We start from the raw sequence: 17,630 nt of genomic DNA, 5'->3' as shown, positions 1-17,630 counted from the left end.
AATTGAGTATTTAAAATCTTTATTGTCTGTAAAAAAAATGATTTAAATAACGGTACATTATGATCATCTTATTATCTATAAGGATTTTAAGTGTTTATAATAACTATAAGTAAAAAATTAACAAAAAAGCATCCGAAAATAAGATTCGCTATGATGTATATATAAAGGAAAAAAGTTAAATAATTGGGTCATTCGAATAAGAAATAGCATAAAAAACAGAGTGTAACAAATTAAAAACTAATCTTTTTCAAAATATTTAAGTACATAAGTTGGCAGAAGAAAAACGTTTAAACAAATGAACATTGATTCTAAAGAGGCAATCTTTTTCACGACTTCTTATGAATATGCCATGGAATATGGGGGTATTTCAGGCAGGGACATATGAGGGGACACAATTGGTAGGGAAAATTAGTTTGGGTATGTTTTTTTTGTGTTGATACGAATGCTTTTTTGACTATTGAGAGAGTAGATGGACCACATTAAAGGGAGTAAGAAAGAGAAGGGGATGAAAAAATGGATTTTAGAGAGGTTTTGGGAGCAAGCAGTTTGCGACGTTTGCGTTTTGTTGAATTACTCTATGCAAGTCAAGTCGGCTTGCCAAGCGATCAACTGCTTGAGGAACTGGAGTGTTCATTGCCTATCTTGTTGAAGGACGTCAAGCTGATCAATGATGAACAGGATGATTTTCATATTGAAAAATTCAAAGGGTTGTATCAGATCCAAGTCAAACCTCATGTAAGTATCAACCGTTTGTATGCCGATGTTCTTCAACAATCACCGGAGTTTCAGATTATTGAAGAGTTACTATATGAAAAATGCTCAAGTATCAGTGATCTAGCTGAAAAGCTTTATTTGAGCGCTTCAAATACGCAACGCTATTTAAAGAAGATTGAGACTGCGTGTAAAAAAGCTGGAATTAAGTTAGACTATCGGCCACTACGGATTGAGGGAAAAGAAAGTGTCATTCGACATTTTTACTATCGTTACTTTTTGGAGAAATCCGATCGATTAGAATCATTGTTTGTTGATTTAAAAGATTATCAGATCAAGGCAATCACCGATCTCGTGGATCAATTTATCCAAGTTAACCACTTGGAGAATCGTCATATTTTTAGGAAACGACTTAGTTACAATGTCTATATCAGCTTATGGCGTATCAAGAACGGCCGCCGTTATCCAGAAAATGAATTGACCAGTCCCTTGAGCCTACCCGATGAGGAGACTTTAGAATCCTTTGAGCGGATGGCCCTGGAGGTCTTTCGTGTTCGTCTGACCGAAGAAGAGGTCAAGGACTGTCTATGGTTGTCTTATGCCGATATGCTGATCTTTAGCGAGGATCAATGGAAGTCAGCGATGAAGCAAAGTCGCAATTATCGCGACCTTTATCAAAAGCATTCTGAATTGGTAGAAGAGTTCAATCGTTTGATCGGTCATTCACTTTGTGAACTGGAACGCAATGATTTGACGATCATTTTGGTCAATGATCAGCGAATGTATGCACCGAAAGGCAAATACATCGATATCTTATATCGCCAACGAGGGATTTTTTTGGAAAAAATGATGGAAACGCATTACCAAGCAGTGAAAAAAGTCTTGAAGATCGCCGAAGCCTTCGTCAAGAAATATCGAATCTATCAAGAAAATGATTTCGTTTGGAACTACGCGTATCTGCTGATAACGATGGTTCCTCAAAGTTTGAATCTCTTAGCGAGTAACGACCATCCTTTGAAGATTTTGCTGCTTTCTGAACTGTCGCCAACAGAAGAGGTCTTTCTGGCAGAACAGATCGAAGAGCGGATTTACGGAAATTTCAAGATCCATTTTGTGGAAGAACGTTCAAGGGATACACGGATTGATCGGCATGAATTGAAGAAATACGATGCGCTGATTACCTCCAGCAGTGTCGAAGAGGTACCTTATGATTACCCTACTGTGATCATTGATCCTTTTTTGACCAGTCAGAACATTGTCCAGCTGCAACAATTGATCAGCGATCTTTCTGGTTGAACTTGAAAAATAATTTACAATAAAAAGAGCCTCATAACCGCACGGTTATGAGGTTCTTTTTGCTTTCAAGGCGTTTTCAATCAATTCTCTTTCTTTTTTTTAAAACATTTGAAGTTTATTTAGTTAAAAATAATATTAAGTAAATGGGTGGAATAACATCCATATTAGTTTTTAAATATTTATAAACCCGTAAATAATAAATAATTAAGGGGTTTCGATAACAAAAATAAATTATATTTTGATGAAACAGCGAAAAATAATATCCGCTATTATTGTCTATAGGAAAGGCACCAGAAGAAATGAAGGGAGGGGGAAAAATGAAAAAAGCAAATCTGCTCATGATTTTTGTGATGCTTTTTTCCTTTGCTGTTAATTTAGTTCCCTTATTTGAAACCGCTTATGCTGAAACAATAAAAAACGAAGTGATCGATGAAACGTTTTTGAAGCTTTCTTACAGTAGTGAAGAAAAGAAAGACTCGATTGAATGGCAGTTGGATTTTGAGAGAAAAAGTGAAGATCCTGAGATGGAACAGCGCGTAAAGTTTAAGCTGATGGATGAAGAAAATCAGCCAATCACTTATCCAGAATGCAAAAACATGGCGGAGGACGGGGAGTGGTTCGTTGAAAAGGAATTCTCAGACACGAAGGAAGAGGCGATCACGCTTCACTCAGATAAGTCAGTGAAGAAGCTTCGGCTATATGTTCAAATGGACCAGCAAGATAAATCAGGGGAAGAATTACAAGAAGATATTTTAGAACGAAAGAAAGCATATACGCTAACGGTTGGAGAGGAAGCTAAGAAGGAAACAAGCGAACCAACTAAAGAAACTGAGAAAACGGAGAAGAAGTCAGCTAGTAAAGAGAGTCAGACAAGTTCAGAGAAAAAAGGAAAAACAGCGGAGTCATCAACAAAAGCTAAAAGTAAAGCAACCACGGCCACTAGTGAAAGCGAAGGATTTATCGGTCCCAAACTAGCAGCGGCAAATTCACAATCCACGAGAGCAAATCGGATGTATAGTCCGCTATATACAAATAAGACACCACAATATGTGAGAGATGCTGGAAATGTGTTGCATCCAGAATACTATTGGGAACCAGTGAATCAAACAAATGTTAGAAACCATCAAGGAGGAGTTGAAGGTGCATCCGCCCAAGCTTGGGATGGGATCACAAGTTGGGACGTTACTCAGCCGAATTACACCAATTCATATATCAGTTATGGGAAAGAACCAGCAAATCCCAATATCTGGATTCGTAAATATGCGCAACAAACAGATAAAAAAGATGAATTTAAAGTTAAGTTGAATGTTCGTGGAAATACCATTTTCAAACCTGGCGTAGATATTGTTTTTCTATTAGACAATACAGGATCAATGACTGCTGGTGGGTCACCTAAAAAGAGCCAAAGTTTATCGGCTTTAAGAAAAATTATTGATGAGTTATCAAATGTTGCAGATCCCAATACGAATGGGATTCGAGTTGGGGCACATATTTTTGCCAGCTATAATCCAAGTATTGAAGGAATGTGGAATTGGACAAGAGATAAAACACATCACAAATTATCAAACAAGCCGGCAGATTGGCAAAAGATAAAAACTTCTTATGAAAACCTAACAGCCGCCGGAGACACATTCACTCAAAGGGGGTTACAAGAGGCTCAAGATATTTTTGAAGACCCTACAACGAGTTTAGGAGAAGAACGCTATAAGTTATTGTTTGTACTGACTGACGGAGCACCAACAGCAAGTTGGCAACCTAGTGCGGCGGAATACAACAGTGCATTATACTATGATCCCACTTTGATCACTAGTTTTAGTTCAGGTTTAAAACCAAACTATTCACAAGGCTTATCGTTAGGGGCAACGAGTAACAGAACCAACTTTAGTACGGCAATCAATCTAAATGGACAGCGGATATCTAGCCATTTAACTACCACTAATTCCACGGCGTATAGATTGAAAAGTGAGGGGATTGAAATCCATAGCTTAGCTGTTCAAATCACTTCACCTGGTAATGGAGAGCACTCGACTACAGAGTTGCAAAAAGGTCTTTATAAGATGGCAACTAAAAAAGCGAACGCCACAGGAGACAACCGAGAAGACTATTTTTTCTATCATGCGTCAAATCCTAGTGAACTTACAGAGCGATTTAAAGATTGGTACCAAACAATTATTCGAACGGTAGATAAAGGGAAGATCACCGATCCGCTGGGAGATATGGTGGAACTGGTGACTGATAATGGCAAATGGCCTTCTGTCAAACAAGTGGACAATGGAGCCGAAACGATTGCGTCTTTAGACATGGTTAACAATGTGGTGCTTACGAACAACAATCGGCAGCTTGAATGGAATAATATCAATTTGACTGGTAATCAAGAGATTGAGATCGAGTACACAGTTCGTTTGAAAACAAATGATCCGAACTTCGTCTCGAATCGCTGGTATCCCGTCAATGGACCAACGATTTTGCAGCCGACACCTGAACGGACATCAGATAGTTTGGAGTTTGGTTCACCATCGGTGCGAGCACAGACGGAAGATTTTACGATACCAGTGGAAAAAGTTTGGTCAGATACGATTAATGGAACGGAAGATTTCTTAGGGAAAAGGCCGAGCAGTGTGACGGTTTCGCTGCAACAAAAGGAAGGCAATAACTGGCAAACGATTCAAACGCTAACGTTATTTAAGAACAAAGACTGGAAAGGTGAATTTTCCGCAGTGATGGGTGGCGCGGAAAACGAATATCGGGTGATCGAACCAACGCGAATAAACGGCTATAAGAAAGCGACGATCAATCAGGCGATCTTTACTTCGGAGAATATAGCTAGCGGTGGGATAAAGGTCACAAATGAACTATTGACCGGTGAGTACACATTTGGAAAATTCTTTGAAGATGGAACAACGAAGTTTACAGGCGATGATTTGCCAGAATTTACGGTGAAACTAAAAGGGACGAGTAAGATTCTAGCAGAAGGGCTGACGCCTAATGAAGCTGGTGAAGTTACTGTCAGCGGATTACCGATTGGTAATTTTACGGTGACTGAATCGTATGTGCCAGATGGGTTTCAACAAATGACCTACTTCGACATCAATGTCACGGAAAATACGGCGAATGATCCACCGACTTCGGTGATAGTCAAAGTTGGCGGCAGTACGACACCTTACAAGGCTATCAATAAATTGAAAGACTTCACTTTACGGATCAATAAAAAGGATGCGCTCGGTGATCCGCTTGAAGGGGCGACCTTCAAGCTGAACTATCCGAATGGCAATGAAGGAACACGATCAACGGGTTCGACCTTCGAATTTACTGGCTTACGACCGGGAGAGTATCAATTGACGGAAACGAAAGCTCCAGATGGTTACGACGTATATAAAGATCCTGTTCGATTCACCATCAACCAAAATGGGACCATCACGATCCCGTCACATTCAAACGCGACTGGATCAGGTGGGATCAACGCAGGAGCTAATACGATCACGCTAAATGTCACAAATGAGAGAGCCAAACCGGGGGTTCTTCCACAAACAGGTGGGAAAACTGCGCAGATGCTACTGATCATTGCGATCGGGCTGGTAACGACAGGTATTTGTTTAGGTAGTTTCTATGCAATCCGAAGTAGAAGGGAGGGCTAGAGATGAAAAAACTATTCTTGCTCATTCTCGTTCTGCTTCTCGGATTTCACACTTTTGGGGTTACCGCAAAAGGAGCAGAGGAAACGATTGATCTATGGATTCATACATGGTCTGAAGATGGAAAAAAAGTGGAGGGGACTGAAGAACTGGCATTTGATGTGTACGATTTGACGGAATGGCGAACAAAACGCGGGGGGGATGAAAAAGAGGACAAAGAATTTCTATTAAACACGTATTCAACGAAAGAAGAGTTGCAGGCATTTGTCAAAGAGGAGCAGTTGGTTAAATTAAATCAAACGCCCTATCTAGTGGATGGCAGCGGGAATGTCGCATTCGAGGTTCCACGCTATCAAGGAGAACAAGACGCAGCGTACTTGATTTTAGCCGATGGCGAAACAGGAAAATTCAATATGCTGCCGATCATCTTGTACTTCCCACAGATCCATCCGGAAACACAAGAAGAAGCACAACGTTTATTGATTTACGGCAAGTATCAAGATACGACCAAGGGGCCTATACCGCCGGAGGAATCATCGGATTCAGAGCCTAGTTCGGACTCAGGATCGGATTCAGGCCGCAGCGGGATTGAGAAGCGTTTTCCTTCATCAGGCAAAGAATACCCGTCCACCAATGATTTGGTTCGGGATTACACCGTTCTTGGTTTGATACTTATGAGCATTGGTTTTATTGGAATTAAAATAATAAAAAGAAAAAAACAAGGGGGATAAGAAATATGAAAGGCAAAGGAGTTTTGGTTCGATTAATGATGGCAATGGTATGCTTGCTGTCAGTCGGAGTAGGGTTGTTCAGTTTAGGTGATTCAGCACTTGCAGCGGATTATGTGAATATCACATTGCACAAGAAACAGATGGATGATTTTCCCAATGATAAAATAGACAATACAGGTCAGGTAATTCAAGATTTTGAAGACAAGTATGACCCATTGGAAGGGATCACCTTCAAGGTTTGGAACGTTACTGAAGATTTCCATGCGAAGCTAAACCCAACTTTGACAGGTAATGAAACTGAAGCAGAGTATAAAACAAAAGTAAAAGCATTTATGGAAACCTACGCGCTTGATAAAGCAAACGCGACAGAAGCACAAACGCAGCAAACAACAGATGCTGGTGGGCTAGCGACCTTCTCTGGCTTGCCACTGCGGAATAGCAAAGGAATCTACAATGTTTATTATTTTGAAGAACTTGCAGACAGCCGAGTTAATGAGAGTCAAAAACTAATTTTGACGTTACCGGCAGTTAATCCAGCGGATCCTTCTGAGCAATTAGAAAATATCCATCTTTATCCAAAAAATAAAATGAATAAGAAAGACATCGTAAAAGAAATTATGAATGACGATGGTACAGCAGCATTGCCTAATGGAACCTATGACTATGATATCGGCAAAAAAATCCAATTCCGGGCAACTTACAGAATTCCGAATCAAATCGGCGAATTGATCACAACAAATCCTAGTACAGGCACTCAAACCACCCGTTATACGAAATTAGAATTCAAAGATGAGGTAGATCTAGGCGGGGTTAAATTTGAAGGAATCGATAAAATCGTGATGGATGGTCAACCAATCAATATGAGTGATTTCATTGGTAAACATACGTCACCATTAACTACTAAAGGGGAAACCCCTGATATTAATGTTAAGGCTGGTTTTGAAATTAAGACAAAACTTAATGGTTCTACTTCACCTAGTCAAAACTTTAATAATTCTAAGGATTGTGCCGAGTATTTAGCAAGATGGGCTGGTAAGGATATGCAGATCTACTACTCAGTTTCATTAACTGAATTGACTCCGATCGATCAAGAAGTCAACAACAAATTCACTGCAACCTTTACGAATAAGGGCCAAACAGATACGTCGCAAAACAAAGAAGAGGATACGCCAAAAGTCTTGACCGGTGGTAGAAAGTTCTTTAAATACGAAGATCCAAGTGGAGTCGGTTTAGGTGGCGCGAACTTCGTAGTCATCAAAAAAGATGGTGCGAACGAAAAATATTTAACCATCTCTAATAACAAGGCTGAATGGAAAGATGTTAAAGCAAATGAAACTTATGCAGACGCAAAACGCTACATTTCTGAGGATGCTGGTAATTTCCAAGTTATCGGGCTTGAATATGGAGACTATTTCTTGCGAGAAATCAAAGCACCGGACGGGTTCCAAAAATTACCAGATGATCTTCCTTTCGTAATCAACAAAGGATCTTTCGAAGAAAATATGCGCGAACGAGTAGCGAATACTTCTAAAGGCGGCGTGTTACCATCAACCGGTGGTATCGGTATCGCGATCTTCCTATTAATTGGGGGAGCATTGATGAGCTTCGCAATTGTACGTTACCGCAAGACACAACATGCAGTGTAGATGAATAAGTGAATAGCTATGAAGATGAGGTAGACGCTTGCCTCATCTTTTTTTGTTTTTTAAAGGAGTATAAAATTTTCACATGCAAAAAGCTTATGAGAGCAAGGGTAACCATGTCCGGCTTCACGAACTAGCTTTATCGGCAATAAGCAAAAATATTTCGAAATTTGAGAAGCAATTTAGAAATATTTTGGTCTTATTGCTCAAAAGCTGAGCGAGTTCGTGAAGCCTTTCTTACTTTCTATACAATAGAAGAAAGTTTGCTCTCAAAAGAAACTATTATCAAGTTTCTAAATACAGCTGTAGGAGATGTCTCTTCTTTACTATAGAAGAAAAACGATTCTGTTCTAAAAATCTTGATGACGTGGATCAAACAGAGGAACCGTTTCAAATAGTTTCAGTATCAATTCTTCATAGTTGCCTTTTTCATGAAGAAATAGGCTGAAATCATTTGATCATTCAATAAAATAAAAGGGAATTCACTCATTTTCTACCCAGTAAATTCATAGATACCTCGGAAAATCGTATTTCCGGGGTTCTTTTTTTGCTTTTTTGATGATTAATTCAAAAGGCAAATTTTTTTTGCTACATTCAAACTTTATTATTCTTTATTTGATTTTAAAAAAATGGATGGAATAACATTAGATGTCATAAAATATCAGAAAACAACCTAAATATGACTGGTTAGAATAACTAGATATTATAAAAAAACACATTAAGCGGAGAAAAATATTATAAGCTATCATATTGTTACGTGGAAGGGAGAGTGGGTGAAAAATTGGATGAAAGGAGGAAAACATGAAATGAAAAAGAAGCACTTACTCATGTTAGTTGTTCTGCTTTTTGCTTTTATTACAGAGACGATACCTTCACTGGTAACGGCGCATGCTGAGACGACAAAAACAGAACTGATCGATGAAAAGTTCTTAAAGGTCTCCTACGATTACGAGGAGCAAGAAGATTCGAATCACTGGCGGATCACCTTCAGCAGGCAAAGCGAAGAAAGTGATAAAGAACACCGTCTCAAACTGAAAGTAACAAATGAGAAAGGAAATGTGATAACTTATCCGACAATAAAGAACATGAATGAGAAAGATGGATGGCTCATCGAAACGAATTATTCATCTTCTATGGAAGGACAACTTGTTTTTGAACTGCCAAAAACAACCAAAAAGCTCAACCTAGATGTACAGATGGATGAGCAGACGCTTTCCGATAAAGAGGACGCTAAAGTGAAAGAAAATATTTTAGATGTCAAAGAATCTTTTGTTCTTAAAGTGAAGGATACAAAAAAAGAAGAAAAAGAAGAAACGAAAACTTCTGATAGTAAAGCCGCGGTCAAATCAAGTTCAGAAAATTTTATTGGACCGCCAGAGCCAGAAGAAATAGTACCGGTACCAGCAACTGCAGTACCTGCCAATGGGCTACTTAGGATAGATCCACCGAAATACACCAATAAGACGCCAATCTATACAAATAATAATGGAACGTATCCTACCTGCTATTGGACACCAACAGGGCAGTCGAATGTTCGAAATCATCAAGGTGGCTATGAGGAAGAGCCAGGCTGGGATGGTGAAACAAGCTGGGATGTTGCAAATGATGATTACACGAAGTCGTATATCAAATATGGTGAGAATAAAACAAAACCTAACATTGAATTACGGAAGTACGCGAGTGAGACAACTAAAGAAGATGAATTTGATGTTCGTCTAAATGTCCGAGGCAGAACAATTCCAAAACCTGGGGTAGATGTTTGTTTTGTGTTGGATAATTCCGCTTCAATGATTCAATCACAAGGAAATATTGGCGGGATGACGAGAAAAACATTAGCAGTCAACTCGTTACAAAAATTGATTGATAAGTTCAAAGCGGCTAATCCGGATACTGACAGTCTTCGAATTGGAGGAGTAATTTACTCTTCACCTGATTATTCAGGAAACCAAATTGTTCCTATGTCTGCCAACTCGACAGGCTGGCAAAACGTCGTTGACAGGTATAAGAGCATTACCTCAAACGGGAACACGTTTACACAAAAAGCATTAATGGATGCACAAACAATGTTGAATAATGCTAGTGGGACCAATCGGCGAAAAGTCATTTTCCTTTTGACTGATGGCGCGCCGAATATGAGTGAAGTACCGTTATCAGGTCATTCGGATTCAAGTATCTATTACGATGGGCTGCGAATTGATTCAAACCATCCTAATCCAGCAGATATTTTAGATGGTCAATATCGTTATGATGGACGCTATTGGGGTCTTCCGTTAAGAGAGCCTGCGGGTGATAGATATTTTACAGTGTACAAACCTTCAGGTATCAGGTTAGGAATAACAGGGCAACGGATATATAGTCATTTGACCCCTGCCAATTCGACAGCTGCGGATATCAAAGATCAAGGGATGGAAATTAATTCCATTGCCATTAATATCCAAAAAAACTTTACAGTCGAACAGCATTCAAGAGATGAATTGGTTACAGGATTGTATCGAATGGCTTCCAAAAAAGCTAATGCCACAGGAGAAACACAGAGTGATTATCAATTTTATCATGCCAGTACGACCGGGGACTTTGATCTGTCCTTTGAAGATTGGTTTACCTCGGTAATCCAAACGGTAGATAAAGGAATTATCGAAGATCCAATCGGCGATATGTACGAATTAGTAGGAACTCCTAAGGTAAAAGAGATCAAGAAGAATGGCGTACCTGCGATAGAAACAGATAAATTGCCTAAAAATCCTGTTGTCTCAAACGGTAAGATTACCGTCGAGAATATCAATCTATATGGTAGTCAAGAGATTCAATTGGATTACACGCTTCGATTGAAAACGGACCATAAAGACTACAAAGGGGATACATGGTATCCGACAAATGGAAGAACGACATTGACACCGACACCTGAACGCACGGCAGATAAGTTAGACTTTGGCGTACCGTCAGCGCGAGGGAAATCGAATAAATTCGAGATTCCAGTCGAGAAGAAATGGTCCGATTCGTTTAAGAGCACAGAGAACTATTGGGGACTCCGGGCAAACAGTGTCAAAGTAGTATTACAAAGAAAAAGTGGCAATTCATGGGTAGATGTTGAAACGAAGACATTGAATGCGGCAAACAATTGGAAAGATACATTCACAGCGGATGGCGGGAACAACGTTTATAGGGTCGTTGAGCCTTCGCGAACGACGGGGTATGGGAAACCAACGTCGAATGTGGATGAGTTTACCGCGAAAACAGTACCGAGCAAAGGAGTTCAAATCACAAATAAACTGCTGACGGGTGCGACAGTTTTTTGTAAGTACAAAGAAGATGGCAAGACACCATTTACCAGTGATAAACCGAGATTTACTGTAAGGCGTAAGTCGGATGGTAAAGTATTGATCAGCGACCTGGAGCCGAATGCAAGAGGTCAAGTATTGATCACGGATATTCCGTTAGGCGAATTTGTCGTAGAAGAGACATATGTGCCTCAAGGTTACGATAAGATGGCTGATGTCGAGCTGAAAGCCGTCGAAAATGCGGCGGGAACAGAGCTCACTATCACAGTAAATGGAAAAACTTCATTACTTGAAGTGACCAATAAATTGACTAAGGATCTTGAGATTCCAGTCGAGAAGATCTGGTCAGACAGCTATAAAGGAACCGAAAATTACTGGGGACTTCGAACAAGCTATGTGCGCGTGACGTTGCAGAAGAGAGTAGGAAGTACTTGGGAGGATGTCGAGACCTTAACATTGACACCGATCGATAGTTGGAAAGGGGTATTCCAAAATGTCGAAGGTGGGAACACGGTTTATCGTGTCGTTGAGGAATCACGAACAACAGGATATGCCAAGCCGACGTACAATTACACTACAAGCTTCACCGCTGCAACGAAGCCAAATGAAGGGATCAAGCTGACCAACAAATTATTAACCGGGACAGCAGTGATCTGCAAATACAAAGAGGATGGCAAGACACCATTTAGTAAAGACAAACCGAAATTCACCGTGACACGTAAATCAGATGGCAAGGTACTAGCTACAGATCTAGAGCCCGATGCGAATGGTCAAGTGACGATCGATAATATTCCGCTGGGAGACTTCATCATTGAAGAGCCCTATGTGCCAGAGGGTTATGAAAAGATGGCAAACATTGAGCTTCGAGCAGTGGAGAACTCGGCTGGAAATGGTTTGAACATCACACTGAACGGCAAATCTTCGCCATACAAAGTCACCAATAAGCTGAGGGATTTCGTTCTGAAGATCAAGAAAGTCGATCAAGCCGGCAATGAACTTCGGGGAGCGAGCTTCAGATTAGTCGGTACCAGCTATGATCAAACGAGGGCTGGGGGACCAAACTTCGAGTTCACCGGCTTACGTCCTGGGGAATACAGCCTATCTGAAACGGTCGTTCCAAACGGGTATCAAGGAATGAGCGGGACACTAAGAATCACGATCTTACAAGATGGACAAGTCACCATTCAGTCGAATTCAAGCGTCAGCAGTTCATGGAGTCTGGGGAATCCGAACCTTATTCAATTAACTGTCACAAATAAGAAGCGCGGAGCTGGGCCGATGCCTAGTACAGGCGGATCGGGAACGGCGATGTTCTTCAAAGTAGCTATTGGTGTTATCTCTACAGCTGGAGGACTGTTAGGCAGCCTCTACTGGCTTCACACTAAGAGGAGGGGATCGTAATGAAAAAAGTGATTCTTCTCTTGGGACTTATTCTGGGAATTTGTAACATGGGGGTTACTGCTTTTGCAGAGGAAAGTCTAGTAGAAGTGCAGATTGATACACGACCGGAAGGAAAAATTGTGGAAGGGACCGACTCGCTCACATTGGACGTCTATGATTTGACAAAATGGCGAGAAAAACGGTCAGGTAACGAGAAGGATGACAAAGAATTTATCTTGAACACGTATGGTAGCAAAGAAAATTCGGCGAAATTTGTTCAAGATGAAAACTTGACGAAAGTGAACCAAGCGCCAATTTTATTGGATGACACGGGCAAGACTTCCTTTACTCTGCCTCGTTATCAAGATGGACGCGATGCCGCCTATTTGATTCTCTCTTCGGGGGAAAAGGCGAATCATTATATGTTGCCGATCGTCGTCTATTTGCCACAACTGTTTGCAGCGGATTCGACAAGGGAATATACCAGTTTACTATTTCATTGCAAATACGATGAGATCCCGAAGCCACCGCCGCCGACAGATACAACGTCATCAACGACGGATACAACAGATACGACAACAACTACGACAACTAAATCGACAGAACCGCCGATAACAGATAGCTCAGGACCAAGGAAAGACTTACCGAAGACAATTGGAACGCCAAGTAACGGAGGGGAGGGACCGAAAAGTTATCCAAAGGAGCTTCCTTCTACAAATGAGTTGATACGTAATTATTGTTTTCTAGGGTTGTTGCTGATGATTGTTGGTTTAGTTGGATTGCACAAAAACAAGGGGGAAAAAAATTATGAAAAATAAGAAGAAATGGGTAGCATTGTTAACGACATTGCTGTGCATGATTCCGTTACTAGCAGGGGTGCTAGGCGGAGGAGAACGTGCTTATGCCGCAGATTCAGTGAACGTGACATTGCACAAGAAAAAAATGGATGAGTTTCCAAATAGCAGTATCGAAAATACTGGGGAGCTAATGCCAGGCTTCGATCGCTATGAAGGATTACCTGGAATCACCTTTACTGCTTGGGATATTTCCACAGATTTTTACGCGGCATTAAATGCTACATTGACAGGTAATGAAACAGATGCTGAATACAATACAAAAGCCAAAGCTGTGATGGATGCATTTGTTTTAAATAAAACAACAGCTACTCAAGTACCCGGCGATCAAACCACTGATGCAAATGGTGAAGCAAACTTTGCGAACTTGCCAACGAAAAACGCTGACGGCACATACAAAGTATACTACTTTGAAGAACATGCTTCACCAGATGTAGAGATTGGCTCATACAAATTAATCTTGATGCTTCCATTAAAAGGCAGCAATGGCCAAGATTTACAAACCATTCATTTGTATCCTAAGAACAAAGTAGAAGGCGAAGATCCTGAGAAAGAATTAGTGGATGAAGATGGCAATCCATTGCCACCACGTCCAGCAGGAGCGTACGACTTTGAAGTTGGACAACAAATTCACTACCGTGCGTCATTTGTTATGCCAAGCCAAATCGGTGAACTTGATAATGGCGTTCCTCGTTACAGCAAATTAGAATTTAACGATGCGGTTGACCAAACAGGCGTTAAATTTGAAGGAATCGATCGTATTCTAATGAATGGTACACCAATCGATGTGGGCACTTTCACCGGTCAACCATATGCAACATCGACATTCACGAATGCCGGCACAGATTTCTCTGGTTACGCTGGATTCAACATTGCTATGAACTTAACTGGTGCAGGTGGTCCCGCAACCGCACAATACTTGAGTCAATATGCTGGTCAAACAATCGAAATCTTCTACACAGTTTCGTTTACAGATGAAACACCAGTAGACTTGGATATCAACAATGAGTTCTCTGTTACGATGAATCATGATGGTGGACAAGACGACAAAAAAACAAACCCACCAATTGATCCAATCATTACCGGTGGTAAGAAATTCTTCAAACACGAAGATGGCGAAACAAGCGGATTAGCTGGAGCTGAATTCGTAGTTATCAGAGTAGTGAACGGAGTAGAACAATATCTAACTGAAACTGCGAACACGAAAACTTGGACTCCAGTTGGACCAAATGAAGACTACACAAATGCGACTAAATTTATCTCTGATGCAAATGGTAATTTTGAAGTAACTGGTTTAGAATACGGTAACTACAAATTACGAGAAACCAAAGCACCAAACGGCTTCTCAAAATTAACTGATGATGTTGATTTCACCGTAACAAAAGGTTCTTACGACAATGCGCAAACATTACAAATTATGAACAAATCTAAAGGTGGCACATTACCATCAACTGGTGGAATGGGTATCATTGCCTTTATCGTCATTGGTCTTGGTTTGATGGGAGCAGCGATCGTTCGCTACCGTCGCGTACGCTTTGAAATCTAATTAAATACAAAAAGAGCAAACGGCAATCTGAGGGTTCTTTCTCAAGTTTGGGTTATAAACTTGAGAAAGAACCAATATGAATTATTTTGCTCTTTTTTTTGGGGAGGTTGTATTAAACCATGCTAAACTATAAGGCGCTTACTAAGACGCGCTTGGAGGATAGATTTTTTATTCTCTTTTTTAGACACTGAGATTACAAAAGTAAACGTCACATAGTAACCTTGCTGAACATAGTAGGGTTTTTCATTTACCCAGAGATTGTCCCAGACTCTTTCCATTTTCACGTAATTTCCAAAAATATCGGACTCCCCCAACTAATTAGTGAAATGAACTAGATTTAGTAAGAAGTTCACGGAGTACTATTGAAGAATCCTAAAGTCTAATAATAAAAAAATGAAGGAACAGGTTTCTATCAAGCTGATAGCTCCTGTTCCTTTGGTTTTTGCTGAAATTTGGGTTTTAGATTTAAACATTTACACTCGTTCTAACTGATTATTTTTTTTCGATATTTAGCGGGGGTTGTACCCACAAACGAACGAAATATTTTACAGAAATAGCTTGTCTGTGAGAAGCCAATTTCTTTTGAGATGGCGTTTACGCTTAAACCTGACTGCGTTAGGAGATTTTTTGCTTGTTTAATCCTTTGTTGATTCAAGTAAGTATTAAAGTTCACGTGAATCTCATTTTTAAATACACGACCAAAATGGAACGGGCTTAGGTAAACGTGATCTGCGACTTCCTTAATCGTTAAGTCCCTTGCATAATTTTTATTTATATAGGAAATAGCCTTACAAATTTCTTCTTTTTCTGAATGACTTTCTTGATGCGTCTCTGTTTTAGCTGTTGGCAACCAAAATTCTATCTGCCCGTGAATCTCGTTGTTAAAATGATGATCTATGAGTGTTTTAAGCAACGATGCAGCCGCTTCAAGCTGAAGCTTGGAAGCCGTTTTTACGGTTCTTTTTGCCAATTGTAATTCTGGCGAAAGCTCGCTGGGAGGATTAACTGGATATATGTGGGGAATTTGATTTTCATTACCATCAAATCGCTCCACCTGTCCAATTGATACAGAGCCAACCAACTGATTGTTTTGAATAATAGGCACGGAAATATTTATGAGTCCCATATGACAATAATTATTACAGCGAGGCTTGGTTGCATCTGTTCCTCCAAAGGCGTGACAATCTTGACATAAAGCTTTAAGTGCTGGTTTTGAACGAACTATTTGGCAAAAATAGGAGAAGCTAGAGAGATCAGGAACGATATTCCCGTCTCTATCAACAACGATCACATCCAAGCTAGTTGCTATAGAAAATTCCTGAAGCTTTTTGAAAAATTCAAGAGTGCCATTTATATTCAATGTACCACCTCCGGATAAATGTCTTCGATTTAGCCTTTTCAAAATAATAGTCATTTAATTGTTCGATTTTTTATGAAAGATCAACTCTTTTGATTTTGCTTCTGGCGTGAGCTTCGCCATTCGCCTAATTTATGAGTCAACAGTCTCCTTAGAATAGGCGCCAGCAAAAGATAAAAGACAATATTCCCAAAGCCATGCATAACGTCAGTCGGAAGCCCCGCCAAGTAATAGGGGAGAAAGGCCGAAATGCCGAAAAACGGCGCCTGTATTGCAGAAATAAAAAAGCCAAAGAGAATTCCTGAAATTCCGGCATAAATGGCCTGCAACAACAGACTATTTTTAAAGATAGGGATCATTTTTAATCCACCGGTTAGAAAAATAATCAAACTGTAGGTAACAATTTGCGCAATTGTCCAGACACCCATTCCCATGTAGAAATTTGTGATAAAAATGGAAAAAATACTGACTAAAAGCCCTTGATAGCTTCCCCAATAAATGGTGATGATTAATAGGATAGCAGTTACTGGCTGGACATTTACGATAAATTGGAAGAAGGTCCGGCTAACCACACATAAAGCAATCATCATTGACAGCAGGCTTAACTCTCTTACCCCAAGTGAAAAGAAGACAGCCGCTTTACTATTAGAATTGTTCAAGCTTGAACACCACACGATCACCTTCCTGCAGCACAACATCCTTCGCCCCGGAATTTACTTGCTCATCGTTTATTGTAAATACCCAATATTTATTGTTTTTATCATCTTGAGCTTGACCGTCGATAGAGGTAATCATCCCATCATTATCTTCAACAGTATAATTTTTCTTGAGTACATCAAATAGTTTTTCTCCCTTATTGAAAGTTACGTCTTTTTTCGATATTTCCTTTTCTCCATCCAATAACGTAATGGACGCCTTAATTTCTGTTTCTTGACTGCTGGAGATCGTTTCCTTCGGCGTTGAGCTAGCTGTCGAATCAGCTTCTTTCGTTGTGCAGCCACCAAATAGCACAAGGCCTACTGCTAATACAAAAAAACAAATTTTTTTCTTCATAGTTATCTATCTCCTTTTGTAAAAAAATAAAGACACCCCAAAATATAAGGGTGTCTAAAATGATTGAAACAAACGACCCTGATATTGCTTGTTCTTATCAATCAGGATTAGTGTCTGACTTTGCCTAAAGCATTTACAGTAGAAAGGGG

Annotated in this window: 11 protein-coding genes; 8 read left to right on the top strand and 3 right to left on the bottom strand. The window is 40.0% G+C overall.

The window, feature by feature from the left end; all coding sequences use genetic code 11:
* Positions 1-513: 513 nt before the first annotated feature.
* The 8 genes from AC4J95_RS05135 to AC4J95_RS05100 all read left to right on the top strand — a co-directional run bounded on the left by AC4J95_RS05135 (position 514) and on the right by AC4J95_RS05100 (position 15,287).
* Positions 514-2,007, top strand: coding sequence for an AcpB/EbpR/MafR family transcriptional regulator (locus AC4J95_RS05135; RefSeq protein ID WP_494548895.1), 1,494 nt, complete (start codon positions 514-516; stop codon positions 2,005-2,007).
* A gap of 317 nt (positions 2,008-2,324) precedes the next feature.
* Positions 2,325-5,642 carry a SpaA isopeptide-forming pilin-related protein gene (locus AC4J95_RS05130; protein WP_494548894.1) on the top strand — a complete coding sequence of 1,106 codons (3,318 nt, stop codon included), beginning with the start codon at positions 2,325-2,327 and terminating at the stop codon, positions 5,640-5,642.
* Positions 5,643-5,644: 2 nt separating this feature from the next.
* Positions 5,645-6,370: a pilin N-terminal domain-containing protein gene (locus AC4J95_RS05125; protein ID WP_494548893.1), complete on the top strand. Its 726-nt coding sequence runs from the start codon at positions 5,645-5,647 to the stop codon at positions 6,368-6,370.
* Between the two features lie 5 nt (positions 6,371-6,375).
* Positions 6,376-8,016 (top strand): SpaH/EbpB family LPXTG-anchored major pilin, encoded by a 1,641-nt coding sequence (locus tag AC4J95_RS05120; protein ID WP_494548892.1) that lies wholly within the window; start codon positions 6,376-6,378, stop codon positions 8,014-8,016.
* Between the two features lie 803 nt (positions 8,017-8,819).
* Positions 8,820-12,692: a SpaA isopeptide-forming pilin-related protein gene (locus AC4J95_RS05115; protein WP_494548891.1), complete on the top strand. Its 3,873-nt coding sequence runs from the start codon at positions 8,820-8,822 to the stop codon at positions 12,690-12,692.
* Positions 12,692-13,489, top strand: coding sequence for a pilin N-terminal domain-containing protein (locus tag AC4J95_RS05110; RefSeq protein ID WP_494548890.1), 798 nt, complete (start codon positions 12,692-12,694; stop codon positions 13,487-13,489). The genes AC4J95_RS05115 and AC4J95_RS05110 overlap by 1 nt, the downstream gene beginning before the upstream one ends.
* Complete coding sequence (locus tag AC4J95_RS05105) at positions 13,479-15,071, top strand: SpaH/EbpB family LPXTG-anchored major pilin (protein WP_494548889.1); 1,593 nt, start codon at positions 13,479-13,481, stop codon at positions 15,069-15,071. Before AC4J95_RS05110 ends, AC4J95_RS05105 begins: the two co-directional genes overlap by 11 nt.
* A 129-nt stretch (positions 15,072-15,200) precedes the next feature.
* Positions 15,201-15,287, top strand: a complete 87-nt coding sequence (locus tag AC4J95_RS05100; RefSeq protein ID WP_494548975.1) for a hypothetical protein — start codon at positions 15,201-15,203, stop codon at positions 15,285-15,287.
* A gap of 268 nt (positions 15,288-15,555) precedes the next feature.
* On the opposite strand, the gene AC4J95_RS05095 is transcribed toward AC4J95_RS05100, so the two are convergent.
* From AC4J95_RS05095 to AC4J95_RS05085, 3 genes are all read right to left on the bottom strand, one after another.
* The gene (locus AC4J95_RS05095; RefSeq protein WP_494548888.1) at positions 15,556-16,431 is read right to left on the bottom strand and encodes a PocR ligand-binding domain-containing protein; all 876 of its coding nucleotides are present in this window, start codon (positions 16,429-16,431) and stop codon (positions 15,556-15,558) included.
* Between the two features lie 80 nt (positions 16,432-16,511).
* Positions 16,512-17,126, bottom strand: a complete 615-nt coding sequence (locus tag AC4J95_RS05090; protein ID WP_494548887.1) for an ECF transporter S component — start codon at positions 17,124-17,126, stop codon at positions 16,512-16,514.
* On the bottom strand, positions 17,074-17,481 hold the full coding sequence (locus AC4J95_RS05085; RefSeq protein WP_494548886.1) for a DUF4430 domain-containing protein: 408 nt from the start codon (positions 17,479-17,481) through the stop codon (positions 17,074-17,076). Before AC4J95_RS05085 ends, AC4J95_RS05090 begins: the two co-directional genes overlap by 53 nt.
* Positions 17,482-17,630 lie beyond the last annotated feature (149 nt).

The organism is Enterococcus sp. GPZ-007, from assembly GCF_059374735.1.
This window is presented reverse-complemented; position numbering and strand designations above follow the sequence as displayed.